The organism is Pseudarthrobacter raffinosi, assembly GCF_023913735.1.
GTDB classification, from domain to species: Bacteria; Actinomycetota; Actinomycetes; order Actinomycetales; family Micrococcaceae; genus Arthrobacter; species Arthrobacter raffinosi.
This window is the reverse complement of record NZ_JAMXBH010000012.1, coordinates 90227-102478: the sequence shown is the minus strand read 5'-3', so window position 1 is coordinate 102478 and position 12252 is coordinate 90227. Positions and strand designations below refer to the sequence as shown.

Genomic DNA, 12252 nt, shown 5'->3' with positions numbered 1-12252 from the left:
GGGCAGCTGGGCTCCAGCCATGGGTCATCGCCTGGCTGGAGGACAGCAAAAACCCGGCCCTGACGAGGTCAGAACCGGGTTTTTGGCTGGCGGAGAATGGGGGATTTGAACCCCCGAGGGCGTTAACCCAACACGCGTTCCAGGCGTGCGCCATAGGCCGCTAGGCGAATTCTCCAGCTGCTTTCGAATCAAAAGCAGATACTAGACTACCTGAACATTCCGGCATCGCCCAATTGGCCCGTCGGACTGTTACCGCACGCGGCAATCCGGGCTCCAGCTGGCCCGTTAACGTAAAAATGGACGCCCCCAATGCGCCCATTCCTCCGATACACCGTTGAGCTGCCGGGTCCGGCCCTCCAGCCAGGCCCCGCAGCTCACAACCTTGAGATTGCCCCAATCGGTGTACATATCCATGATCGGCCCTACCCGCCGGATAAGCAATGAAAATCGCTGCCCATTAGCCTGCCTTCTTGGCAGGATGAGGCCATGACACAGCTGCACGCCCTGGTGGTTTACGTTCCGGAGACACACACGGAGCCGCTGCTCGCGGCAATCGGGGACGCCGGCGCGGGCAGGATCGGGAACTATTCGCACTGCACATTCACCTCCCCCGGCACCGGGCGCTTCACTCCGTCGCCTGGCGCCGAGCCGTTCGTCGGGGCCGTCGGTGCGGTCGAACGCGTGCCGGAAACCCGGGTGGAGTGCGTTGTGGAGGAAGAGATGCTCGACGCCGTTGTGCTGGCCCTGCGCGCGGCGCACCCTTACGAGGAGCCCGCATTCATGACCTGGCCGGTGGACGGCTGGCGACGCTAGCTGGCGTCCGGGCCTTTGAACCCGCTTTCGCCTTTGCGCCAGCTTTCGCGGCCGTGGCCCGCTTGAGCGGTGCGGGCCAGCACCGCTCAAGCGGGTCCGGGCAGCTCATCAGGAAATTCCGGGCCGCGAGTGGGCACCCGGCCGGGCCACGGCCGGCCGCAGTCCGGGCCGTCCGGACCTTCCTGAATCTTCGGGTAAACTGGTCTGCGGCCCCTCATGTGGCGTCATCCTGTTGAACTCCCCCAGGACCGGAAGGTAGCAAGGGTAAACGGGCTCTGGCGGGTGCATGGGGGGTCTTTACTATTTCCCCACAGGGCGGCCGTCCGCGAGGGATCCTGATTGTCTGCCCGGATTGGTAGGGTTTTCTCGTGACTGTTACTACCACCGCCCTTTACCGCAGATACCGCCCGGACTCCTTCGCTGACGTTATCGGGCAGGAACATGTCACCGAGCCGCTGATGACGGCACTGCGGAAAAACCGTGTCAACCACGCCTATCTCTTCTCCGGCCCACGCGGTTGCGGAAAGACCACCTCCGCCCGCATCCTGGCCCGCTGCCTCAACTGCGCCCAAGGCCCCACAGATACGCCCTGCGGTACGTGCCCCAGCTGCATTGAACTGGCCCGCGGCGGCTCAGGCTCCCTGGACGTCATCGAGATCGACGCCGCCAGCCATGGCGGTGTCGACGACGCCCGCGACCTCCGCGAGCGCGCAACGTACGCTCCGGTCCGCGACCGCTACAAGATCTTCATCATCGATGAGGCCCACATGGTCACCTCTGCCGGGTTCAACGCCCTGCTGAAGATCGTTGAAGAGCCGCCGGAGCACATCAAGTTCATCTTCGCCACCACGGAGCCGGACAAGGTCATCGGCACCATCCGCTCCCGCACGCACCACTACCCTTTCCGGCTTGTCCCGCCGGAGCCGCTGATGGCGTACCTGGAGCTGCTCTGCAACCAGGAAAACGTTCCCGTGGCTCCCGGCGTTCTATCGCTGGTGGTCCGGGCCGGCGGCGGCTCCGTCCGCGATTCCCTGTCCGTGCTGGACCAACTGATGGCCGGAGCCGGACCCAACGGCCTCGACTACGAACTTGCCGTAGCCCTCCTCGGCTACACCCACGCATCGTTGCTGGATGACGTCGTGGAAGCTGTGGCCGCCTCAGATGCCGCCACCGTTTTCCGGGCTGTGGACCGCGTGGTGCAGACCGGCCACGATCCCCGCCGCTTCGTCGAGGACCTGCTGGAACGCTTCCGCGACCTCATCATCGTCCAGGCCATGCCCGAAAGCGCCCAGGTCATCCTCCGCGGCATGCCTGCGGACCAGATCGCCCGGCTCCAGAACCAGGCGCACAACCTCGGGGCTTCCGAACTCTCCCGCGCCGCTGATGTCACCAACACTGCGCTGACCGAGATGACCGGCGCCACGTCTCCGCGCCTGCACCTTGAGCTTCTCTGCGCCCGCATCCTGCTCCCCAGTTCGGAACAGACGGAACGCGGCATCGCTGCGCGGATCGACCGCGTGGAGCGGCGCCTGAATTACGCCGGGAACGACGTCGGCGCTCCCGCTCCGGCTGGTGCTGCGGTTTCGGCTGGACCCGCTGCGGTTTCCGCGGTGCCGACAGCGGCAACTCCGGCTCCTGCTGCACCTGTTTCCGTACCAGCAGCTTCCGCGCCGGCTCCTGCTGCACCCGTTTCCGTACAACCAGTTTCTGCGCCAGCCGTTTCTGAGGCGCCCGCTGCGGCGCCGGTTGCTGCGCAGCTGCCTTCAGGGCCAGCGGCTGCCGGTCCCGGGTCGGCCCGGCCACAGGTATCCGGAGCCGAACAGACCAGGCCGTCGCTGACGCCGCCCAAGGTCAGCACCAACGACTGGCCGGTTGACGAGTCCACAGGCAGGCCGCCCGCTCCCACTCCGCAGGCATCCGGTCAGCCCACCCGAGAGACCGGGGCAGACGCCCCCCGCACAGTTTCCCCGGCTACCCCGCCGGCAAGCACCGACGCTGTCACGGCTCCTGCCACCGCTGCACCTGCCCCGGCTGCGCCCGCTTCGGTTGGCCATGCCCCTGCCACTGCCGCACCGACCGGTGCGACAGGAACTGGCGCGGCAAGCACTGGGGCCGCCGGGACAGGCGACGTCGAAGTCCTGCGCCGTGCCTGGCCGGAAGTTCTGCAGACACTCTCCAAGATCAAGCGCAGCACGTGGGCCCTGGTTGAGCCGAACGCCCAGGTGGGTGCATTTGACGGCCAGGTCCTGACACTGTCGTTCAGCACTACCGGGTTGGCTGGCGCCTTCGGCCGGGCTGATCACGCTGAAAACCTGCGGCAGGCGATCCACAAAACAGTGGGCATCGACTGCCAGATCACCGCAGTCGCCGGTGGCGCCAACAGGGCAGCGAGCGCTGAGCCAAACCCAAAAGCTCCCGCTAGTCCGGAAGCCAGCCCGGAAGCTCCGGCCAGTTCAGCCGATGTCGCGTGGGGACTGGCCCCTGCCAGCGCCGTTTCCACGCCTGACGTGCTGGCCACCGCGCCGGCACCTTCGCCAGCCCCCTCCTCCGCGACGCGTGCTCCCGAACCGGCCGTGCCTCCTGCCACTGCTGCACCTGCACCGACTGCAGGCGCAGCAGCTATTGCGGAAACTGTCCAGCACACTGGCGACGTCAGCGCGTCGGCAGCCACTGAGGCCGCCCAGGGACAGCCGGTACCAGCTGAGCCGGATGCCACCGCCGGTTCGTATGCCTACTCCGATAACGACTGGGGTCCCCCGCGCGACGAAGATGCTCCGCCGCTGGACGAGGAACCACCCATGGACTGGGATCCCTCGGCTGCGGCTGCCCCACGCCTGTCGCCTTCACAGCCTGAGCCTTCAGCGGCCGCACCCGCCAAGCGGCCCGCTCGAGGTGCTTCAAAGGCTGCAGCAGCAAAGACCTCCCCAGCTAGCAGGTCCTCCGGTGCGGCTTCGGCCGCTCCTTCACAACCCGATCCGGCACTGGATCCGTGGGGCCGGGCCGTCGAGCAGGCGCCGGGCGTATGGGTGGTTGGCACCGAGCCCAATGTTGGCAAAAGCCTGAACACGTCCGTCCCGGAAGAGGCCGCGGAAACCGCTCCTGCGCCCAGCTACGAGCCGGCCACCGCCCAGGTCCCCAAGACGTCAGCTGTCGTCAGCCAGTCCGATGCCGACGCCAGCTGGGGCTTGCCGCCCGTAGCCCCCACCGCAACCACCGAAATCCCCGCACTATATTCAGCAGCACAACATTCAGCTGCACCGCAGAGCTCCGCGCCAGAGACCCCCGCACTACAAGGCCCCGCACCAGAATCCGCGGCGCCCAACAACCCGGCGCCAGCCAGCCAAGCCCCGGCAGTCCCGCCAGTGGAAGCAGCCGTTCCCGAACCGGCTGAAGTTCGTGAGTACGCCATGGCATCGACTGCTCCGGCTGCCGCACCCCTGCAGCCGGCACCGGCGACATCCGAGTCCGCTGCTGCCGCCCGGCAGAGTCTTTACCAGCGCCTGTCCAACAGCCCCGAGGCCGAAGCCGGGCGTGCCAAGGCGCCGGCCAGGGCTGCCGCCGCAACCTACGTCCAGGACATACCGAGCGCGGACGATGAAACCATCGAGGAATCCGGTGTCTTTGGACGCGCCGCCGTCGAGCGTATTCTGGGCGGGAAGCTGATCGAGGAGCGGTCCCCGGACGGAAGCCCCATCGTTGCGAGGTTCTAGGCACCTGGCGCACGTACTCCCGCAACTCCATTCACTACCCAAGCCAAGCCAAAAGAGGAAAACGTGTACGAAGGTGCAGTCCAGGAGCTGATCGACGAGCTCGGACGGCTTCCCGGTGTTGGTCCCAAATCCGCCCAGCGGCTTGCCTTCCACATCCTCGAAGCGGACCCGCAGGACATGAAGCGACTCGTGGAAGCCATCACCATGGTCAAGGAACGCGTGAAGTTCTGCACTGTATGCGGCAACGTCACCGAGCAGGAACTGTGCAACATCTGCCGGGATCCCCGGCGCGACCCGTCAGTCATTTGTGTAGTGGAGGAGTCCAAGGACGTCCTCGCCGTGGAGCGCACCCGGTCCTTCCGCGGCCGCTATCACGTGCTGGGCGGAGCCATCAACCCCATTGCCGGCGTTGGGCCCGAGCAGCTGCGGATCCGGGAACTCCTGACCCGGCTGAACGACGGCGCCATCCAGGAAGTCATTATCGCCACCGACCCCAACCTCGAAGGCGAAGCAACGGCCACGTACCTGGCCCGGATGCTGAAGACAATCGGCATCGTGGTGACCCGTCTGGCCTCCGGGCTGCCTGTGGGCGGCGATCTTGAGTACGCCGACGAGGTCACCCTCGGGCGTGCATTCGAAGGCCGCCGCAACGCCCTGACCTGAGCGGACCTGCCCCTGACCTGGTCAGGCCGACAGGCTAAGGCAGACAGGCTAAGGAAGACCGGCGCCCCGACCCGGCCTGGCCAGCCTGGCCTGGGTTCAGGGGGCCGGGCTGAGCCGTCGTCGGGCACACCGGCTTAGGCGATGCGGGTTCCGCGTGCCAGCCTGTGTGCCGGGGTGCGCAGCGAGCGCCAGCCCAGCCACATCAGCAGCCCGGCAAGCAGCAGCTGCAGGCCGAGCCCCAGCGGCCACAAGGGAGTGGACTGTGCCAGGTACTGCGGCTTGGCCTCCCCGTTGGCGCAGGGGTAGGTGCCCTCCGGACCGGCCATGGCGTAGCGTGCACCCTGGCTGATGGATTCGATGGCCCCCACCGGTGACGACATTCCGAGGCCACTGTTGACGCGGACCGTGTAGGGGATGGCATCGGCCACCACCACGTAAGGGTTCATGGCCAGCATCCACGCCACCCTTTCGGTGCGAACTGCTGGCTGGGCACGCAGCGGTCCGGAGCAGGTGTACTCCGGTTCCTGCGGCGCTGTTTCGTCGGGTACCGGCCGCAGCGGTTCGTAGTTGCGGTACTGCGCCTGGTTGGCCATAACGGTGCCCTGCGAGAGCCCGGTACCCAGGCCGAAGGCAATCAGGGAACCGAAAACCAGCCCGGCCACGGCAAGGTACGTGACGACAATCGAGAACAGCGGACGCCCCGCCAGCGCGGAAATTCCGACGCCGATGGCACAGACCACACCCACCTCAACCGCGAGCATCAGCAGGGCCACGATGACATGGCCGGGCGTCATGCCGCCGAGGGCCACTCCGATGACCAGGAACGGCGTGCTGGCAACCAGGAAGGCCAGGGCGGCGGCCCACGCGGCGAAGAACTTGCCCCACAGGATCTGGCCGGGACGGAGCAGGGTCACCTGAAGGATGGCCAGGGTCCCGCCGGCGCGGTCGCCGTTGACGGCATTGGCAGACAGTGCGGGCGCCACCAGCAATGCGAAGAGGAGGACAAAAGCCAGGACCACTTCGAAGATCATGGACCCCGGACCGGTGTCGGGCGGCAGAAAGTTGGAATAGGCGCGCTGGGCTTCGCGCTGGGCGTTCCAGCTGGCCCAGGTCAGCCAGGTCACCAGGCCCGTCAGGATGAACCAGATGGCCAGCATGATGTACCAGCCGCGGGACCGGAGCCGCTGCTTGAGTTCCAGGACCACCACATCCCGGATGCCGGCAAGGTAGCCGGCACCAAAGCCGGAAGCCGGCGGGCGCTGCGTTTGTTCTGTCAGCTGGCTCATCGCCGCTCCCCCTCAAGGTTCATGTAAGTCTCTTCCAGGGCACCCGAGGCGGGGGCAAAGGAGCTGACCCCGACGCCGGCGAGCACCAGGTCGCGGAGGAGGCGGGCGGCGTCGTCGTTCAGCAACACCAGGCTGACGGCCGGCCGGCGGCCGTCCTCAACCCGGAACGTCAGGCCCAAGTCCGTGAGTTTGGCGGCGAGCGCTGCGCCGTCGGTTGCCGAGATGGCGTAGCGCCTGCCGGAGGCGGCAGCCGCGTCCGTGGTCTGGTGCCGGACCGTCCTCCCGCGGTTGACGAACACCGCTGCGTCCGCAATTTCGTCCAGCTCGCTGAGCACGTGGGAGGAGACAACGATGGACTTCCCCTCCGCCGCAAGCTGCCGCAGCATCACGCGCAGCTCCACCCGCGATCCCGGGTCCAGGCCCGACGCCGGCTCATCGAGCAGCAGCACGGACGGATCGTGTATCAGTGCGCGGGCCAGGCTGAGGCGCTGCTGCTGCCCCCGGGACAGGACACGGGCCGGCTGGTCTGCAAGGTCACTCAGGCGGACCCGGTCCAGCATCTCTGTAACGCGCTGCGGGATTCCGGCCTTGGGCAGCCGGTAGAAACGGGCTATCTGGGTGAGGATCTCACGGGCGGTCAGGGACTCCCACACGCCCAGGGTATCCGGCATCCAGCCAATTCTTTTCCGCACTTCCGCGCGGTGGTTCTGCGGATCCAGCCCATCCACCGTGACAGTGCCGGAATCCGGCGCCAGCAGTGAAGCCAGCATGAGCAACAGCGTGGTTTTACCGGCACCGTTCGGGCCGATCAGTGCGGTGACTTTTCCCGCCGGAGCATGGAAATCCATGTGCTCGACGGCGTGCACCTGCCCGAAGCTGCGGCTCACCGCGGTGGCGCTGATGCCGTCCTGGCGCGGGCTTTCCGGCTGGGCCGGAATGCCTATTCTGTCCCAGTTTTCTGTCATTTCCCGAGCACCTGTCCCCCAAAGCCGTTCATGCATACTGACTATATGAGCCTACGCCTGAGCCGACGGGCGCAGTATCCGCCGGAAGGCTGAGATTTGGACACAATTCCGCGTCCGGCCACAGGCGGCGATAAACTGGGCTGACACGTCACGCCGTCCAGCCGCAAGGCCGTGCCTGACCTCCAGAACTCCGATTGATCCAGTGAAGGTACGCGCATGAGTACGCCCACTTCCGAAGTGCACACAGCAACGCAGCCACAGGAGCTGCCCGAAGGCACTGCCGTGACCAAACAGCTGATTGTGCAGAAGTTCGGCGGCTCTTCCGTGTCGGATGCCGAGGGAGTCAGGCGCGTCGCCAAGCGCGTGGTCGACGCGCAGCGGGCCGGCAACGAAGTGGTGGTGGTCGTTTCGGCCATGGGCGACACCACCGACGAACTGCTGGACCTCGCCGCCCAGGTGACAGACTCCGCCCCCGCCCGCGAGATGGACATGCTCCTCTCCGCCGGTGAGCGCATCTCCATGGCCCTGCTCGCCATGGCCATCAACAAGTTCGGCGCCTCGGCGCAGTCCTTCACCGGCTCCCAGGCCGGCATGATCACCGACGGCATCCATGGCAAGGCTCGAATCATCGACGTCGATCCGCACCGCATCCGTACGGCCCTGGACAAGGGGCACATCGCGATCGTGGCCGGCTTCCAGGGCATGAGCCGCAGCACCAACGAGATCACCACCCTGGGCCGCGGCGGCTCGGACACCACCGCCGTCGCGCTTGCGGCCGCACTCGACGCCGATGTCTGCGAGATCTACACAGACGTTGACGGCATCTATACGGCTGACCCCCGAGTGGTGCCTTCCGCCCAGAAAATCGACACCATCTCCAGCGAGGAAATGCTGGAACTCGCGGCGTCCGGTGCGAAGATCCTGCACCTGCGCTGCGTTGAATATGCGCGCCGGTTCGGTGTGCCGTTGCATGTCCGGTCCTCATTCAGCCAGAACGAAGGCACCTGGGTCATCCCCAGCGCCGAAGACAAGATCACCACTCAAGAGGGAGTTGCCTTGGAGCAGCCAATCATCTCCGGCGTTGCACACGACCGTTCCGAAGCCAAGGTCACTGTGGTGGGTGTCCCGGACATCCCCGGCAAGGCGGCCGCGATCTTCCAGGTCATTGCCGACGCCCACTCGAACATCGACATGATCGTGCAGAACGTTTCCACGCACGGCACGGGCCGGACGGATATTTCCTTCACGCTCCCCATCGTCGAAGGCGCGGAGGCCCTGGAAGCGCTCAAGGCCGCGCAGCCGGACATCGGGTTCGAGAACATCGAATACAACGAGCAGATCGGCAAACTGTCCCTGATCGGGGCCGGCATGCGGTCACACCCGGGCGTCTCCGCGACGTTCTTCAAGGCCCTGTCCGACGCCGGGATCAACATCAACATGATCTCCACCTCGGAAATCCGGATCTCCGTGGTGACACACGCCGATCTCCTCGATGACGCCGTCCGGGCAATCCACAAAGCCTTCGACCTGGACAGCGAGGACGAGGCAACCGTCTACGGCGGCACCGGGCGCTAGGCCGCTCTTAGAAAGCAACGAGGGCCCACGCCCCGCAGGGTTCCCTGGCCGAGCTTGCGAGGCTAGGGCGCGGGCGGGGAGGGTCACTTCCGGCCCGATAAACGAAGGTTATCGGGCCGGAAGTGACCCCGCGTTGCTTTTGTTTCAGCCCTGTTTGTCCAATTCTTCGCGGCGCACGGCGTAGTGATGACCTTCGGAATCGGTTTCCACCACGAAGTGAGAAAGATCCTCGTCAGAGGCCTGCTCGAACTCATCATGCTTGTGGACCACGGGCGAATCCGTGTCCAGACGCGTTGCCGGCCCGAAGACAAAGCGGAGCCTGTCAGTCGCGTGCATAAAACCGGTGAGCGCATGTCCCATTGTTTCCACCCCCCTTCCCGCGTTGCGGGCGAAAGAGCCACTGCCTCCTTGTGGAGTCAGTGCCCTTATTTTACGCCCGCCGCCCGAAAATTGGTCTGGTGAGGTTGGGCATGGTGGGGAGGCCGGGGAGCGTCAGCGGAGGGACTGGTCGTCCGGGTTCCTGGGCACAACATAGGTGCTGCCGTCCGGGCGGGTGACCGTTTCCCATTGCTGGGTTTCCCGCTCGCGCTGAACCAGGAGTGCCCGGTTCTCTTCGGTCATGTCATGCACCAGGGAACTGCGGTTGGCCGGGCCGAAAATCGCCCTGAGCTTGCCGGTTGCGCGCATGAACCGCTGGGATGCGTTGCCCTTATCGCCTGACTTGCCTTTGCCCATGAAAGTGACCTCTTCGATAGAACACAATTACCCGCTCCAGTGTACGCTAACAATTAGTGCACTAACTATTGGAGGAAATGTTATGATGGTACTGGCCGGCGCTGCGCGGCAGCAGGACGATGACCTCCTCTTGGAGCAACAGCTCTGTTTTGCCCTCACCGTGGCATCCAGAAGCGTGGTGGGCGCCTACAAGCCCGTCCTCGAAAAGCTCGGACTCACCCACCCGCAGTACCTTGTGATGCTGTGCCTGTGGGAGTCAGCACCCCGCACCCTGCGCAGCATCAGTGAAGCCCTGGCGCAGGCCCCGGCCACCATCTCACCGCTACTTCGGCGTCTGGAGGAGGCCGGCTTTGTCACCCGCCAGCGGGTGGACGGAAACGAACGCACCCTTGCCGTGGGCCTGACCCCGGCCGGCGCCGCGCTGCGTCAGCAGGCCATTGCTGTCCCGGGCACCATGATGGAACGCCTGGGGCTGACCCGTGAGCAGGTGGGCGCGCTGCACAAATCCATGATGGGGCTCATCGCCGCCTCCGCCGGATCCAACGGGCAACCCGCCGGGGAATAAATGCGGCAAGGCGTAAAATGGCAGCAACCTAGGAGGGTCCATGCGTTTGCGAACAGTACGGCCATTGCTGGCGGTCCTCGCCATTGCCGGGCTCGCCGCTTGTACGGGCACGCCTGACGGGACCGGGACTTCATCCGCCAGCCCCACAGCCAGCCCCACAACCAGCTCCTCCGCCAGCCCGGGCGCCTCCGGCTCCCCCGCTCCGGACACCGAGACCACCGTCCCTGCGCCGTCCCCTTCAGCACCCCCGGCCCCGACGGCAGGCCCCGGCGCCGGCAACGCCGAGCTTGCCATCATGGTCAGGCCCTCTCCCACCGAAGCGGCAGTGAACTACACGCTGGTCTGCCGCGGCGGCCTCCCCACGGCTGAGAGCAAGCACCCCAGGCCGGAGGCTGCGTGCGCTGCCCTCAAGAACAACGCTGCGCTCCTCAGCCCGGCCCCCAAGAGCAAAGACGTGGCCTGCACCGAACAATACGGCGGCCCGCAGACCGCCACGGTCACCGGGATTGTGGACGATACTCCCGTGGATGCCACGTTCGCGCGCACCAACGGCTGCGAAATCGGTGCCTGGAACGCAGCCCAGGACGTCCTGGGTGCCAGCGGTGGAGCAACGTAGCCTGCTGACGGCCGAGGCCTGGCGTGCCCGCGAAGAAGCGCACGCCCAACGCGTCCGCCGTTACTCGGATCCCTACCTTGCCCGCCGCTCGGCAGGTAGGAAGCACCCGGTGGAGGACTTTCTTTTCACTTACTACACCCAGAAGCCTGGCCAGCTGCTGCGCTGGCACCCGGGAGCCGGCGTCGTACTGACCGCGGAAGCGGCGTCCGCCCGCATGGGCTGGAAGCACTACAAAACGCTCGACGACGGCGAACTCGCCTCCCTTGGGCTGCCGCCAGGAACCCCTGCCGTGACCTTTGACCGCGCCCGGTTCCTGGCCGACCGGCAGGAGGCGGTGGCCTTCGCGGACATCATTCTTCGCGGCACCGCTGCCCGGCCCGCGCAGTTCGGCTGCTTCGGGCTGCACGAATGGGCCATGGTCTACCGACAGGACAAATTCGACCTGCGCCATGAATACCTGCAACTGAGGCTGGGTTCGGCCGGCACGGACAAAGTGGTGGAGGACAACAGGATACGGTGCTCACACTTCGACGCCTTCCGCTTTTACACGCCCGACGCGATTGCGCTGAACGAACTGGCGCCCAGCCGCGAAAACCAGCGGCACATGGAACAGCCGGGCTGCCTGCACGCCAACATGGACCTCTACAAGTGGGCGTACAAACTGCTGCCCGCGCTTCCCAGCGAACTGGTCATGGATTGCTTCGAACTGTCCTGGCGGATCCGGGCCATGGACATGCAGGCCTCCCCCTACGACCTCGCGGAGTGGGGTTACCCGCCCATTCGGATCGAAACCGCGGAAGGCAAAGCGGCCTACGTTGAGCATCAGCGCGCCTTCGCCGGTGAGGCTACTGGGCTCCGAGGTCGCCTGGCGCAGGCCTTGGCACCGCTTCGAACTGCGGGGACCGTATGAAGGACCTCGAGCTGACCATCAGGGTCACGGAAGACCCCGACTCCCCCGAGTACGAGTTCCGGCTGATAGTCCGCGATGGCCGCCCTGCTGACGGTTGTACCGTGCCCGATTCCGCAGCAGCGTTGTCAGCGATGGAACGCTTCGGTGAGGACATCTTCTTTCCCAAACCGGCCCCCCCGAAACTCTGCACGCAGCAATACGGCGGGCCGCAGGTGGCCGTTGTGACCGGCTCCATCAACGGCCGTCCCGTCAGTGTGACTTTCCGGCGAACCGATGGCTGTGAAATCTCCCGCTGGCGCGCCATGGCTCCCCTGTTCGGCGGGACAACTGGTTCCCGCGGCGAAATCTGACCATCGGCGGCAGCCTCCGCAAAACGGGAACGCCGCCGGAACCAAGCGGTCCGGCGGCGTTCCC

Annotated in this window: 12 protein-coding genes, 1 tRNA gene and 1 other RNA gene; 9 read left to right on the top strand and 5 right to left on the bottom strand. The window is 66.1% G+C overall.

Features of this window, described 5'->3' with window-relative positions:
• Nucleotides 1-87 precede the first annotated feature (87 nt).
• A tRNA-Ser gene (locus NG698_RS12865) sits at nucleotides 88-175 on the bottom strand.
• Between the two features lie 311 nt (nucleotides 176-486).
• Between NG698_RS12865 and NG698_RS12860 the strand changes: the two genes are divergently transcribed.
• The 4 genes from NG698_RS12860 to recR all read left to right on the top strand — a co-directional run bounded on the left by NG698_RS12860 (nucleotide 487) and on the right by recR (nucleotide 5186).
• Nucleotides 487-813 carry a YqfO family protein gene (locus tag NG698_RS12860; RefSeq protein ID WP_252610134.1) on the top strand — a complete coding sequence of 109 codons (327 nt, stop codon included), beginning with the start codon at nucleotides 487-489 and terminating at the stop codon, nucleotides 811-813.
• 205 nt (nucleotides 814-1018) lie between these two features.
• Nucleotides 1019-1115, top strand: an RNA gene (ffs, locus tag NG698_RS12855) — signal recognition particle sRNA small type.
• 66 nt (nucleotides 1116-1181) lie between these two features.
• A complete protein-coding gene (locus tag NG698_RS12850; protein WP_252610124.1) occupies nucleotides 1182-4523 on the top strand; it encodes a DNA polymerase III subunit gamma and tau in 3342 nt (1113 codons plus the stop codon).
• Between the two features lie 63 nt (nucleotides 4524-4586).
• Entirely contained in the window at nucleotides 4587-5186 is a 600-nt protein-coding gene (gene recR, locus NG698_RS12845) for a recombination mediator RecR (RefSeq protein ID WP_056348564.1), read from the top strand.
• Nucleotides 5187-5320: 134 nt separating this feature from the next.
• Here recR and NG698_RS12840 read toward each other — a convergent pair whose 3' ends face one another.
• Together NG698_RS12840 and NG698_RS12835 are read right to left on the bottom strand one after the other, a co-directional pair.
• The gene (locus NG698_RS12840) at nucleotides 5321-6472 is read right to left on the bottom strand and encodes an ABC transporter permease (protein WP_252602229.1); all 1152 of its coding nucleotides are present in this window, start codon (nucleotides 6470-6472) and stop codon (nucleotides 5321-5323) included.
• Nucleotides 6469-7437, bottom strand: coding sequence for an ABC transporter ATP-binding protein (locus NG698_RS12835; protein WP_252610122.1), 969 nt, complete (start codon nucleotides 7435-7437; stop codon nucleotides 6469-6471). The genes NG698_RS12840 and NG698_RS12835 overlap by 4 nt, the downstream gene beginning before the upstream one ends.
• 216 nt (nucleotides 7438-7653) lie before the next feature.
• Here NG698_RS12835 and NG698_RS12830 point away from each other — a divergent pair, with 216 nt between their 5' ends.
• Nucleotides 7654-9012: an aspartate kinase gene (locus NG698_RS12830; RefSeq protein ID WP_252602223.1), complete on the top strand. Its 1359-nt coding sequence runs from the start codon at nucleotides 7654-7656 to the stop codon at nucleotides 9010-9012.
• A gap of 144 nt (nucleotides 9013-9156) precedes the next feature.
• Here NG698_RS12830 and NG698_RS12825 read toward each other — a convergent pair whose 3' ends face one another.
• Nucleotides 9157-9372, bottom strand: a complete 216-nt coding sequence (locus tag NG698_RS12825; protein WP_252602242.1) for a hypothetical protein — start codon at nucleotides 9370-9372, stop codon at nucleotides 9157-9159.
• A 132-nt stretch (nucleotides 9373-9504) separates the two neighbouring features.
• Nucleotides 9505-9747, bottom strand: coding sequence for a hypothetical protein (locus tag NG698_RS12820; RefSeq protein WP_252602220.1), 243 nt, complete (start codon nucleotides 9745-9747; stop codon nucleotides 9505-9507).
• An 85-nt stretch (nucleotides 9748-9832) separates the two neighbouring features.
• Here NG698_RS12820 and NG698_RS12815 point away from each other — a divergent pair, with 85 nt between their 5' ends.
• Genes NG698_RS12815 through NG698_RS12800 form a run of 4 tightly spaced genes read left to right on the top strand, consistent with a single transcriptional unit; the run spans nucleotide 9833 to nucleotide 12188 of the window.
• Nucleotides 9833-10312, top strand: a complete 480-nt coding sequence (locus tag NG698_RS12815) for a MarR family winged helix-turn-helix transcriptional regulator (protein WP_252610244.1) — start codon at nucleotides 9833-9835, stop codon at nucleotides 10310-10312.
• A gap of 40 nt (nucleotides 10313-10352) precedes the next feature.
• On the top strand, nucleotides 10353-10928 hold the full coding sequence (locus tag NG698_RS12810) for an SSI family serine proteinase inhibitor (protein WP_252610119.1): 576 nt from the start codon (nucleotides 10353-10355) through the stop codon (nucleotides 10926-10928).
• Nucleotides 10906-11838, top strand: a complete 933-nt coding sequence (locus NG698_RS12805; RefSeq protein ID WP_252602215.1) for a 3-methyladenine DNA glycosylase — start codon at nucleotides 10906-10908, stop codon at nucleotides 11836-11838. The genes NG698_RS12810 and NG698_RS12805 overlap by 23 nt, the downstream gene beginning before the upstream one ends.
• Complete coding sequence (locus NG698_RS12800; protein WP_252602213.1) at nucleotides 11835-12188, top strand: serine protease inhibitor; 354 nt, start codon at nucleotides 11835-11837, stop codon at nucleotides 12186-12188. Before NG698_RS12805 ends, NG698_RS12800 begins: the two co-directional genes overlap by 4 nt.
• Nucleotides 12189-12252: the final 64 nt, after the last annotated feature.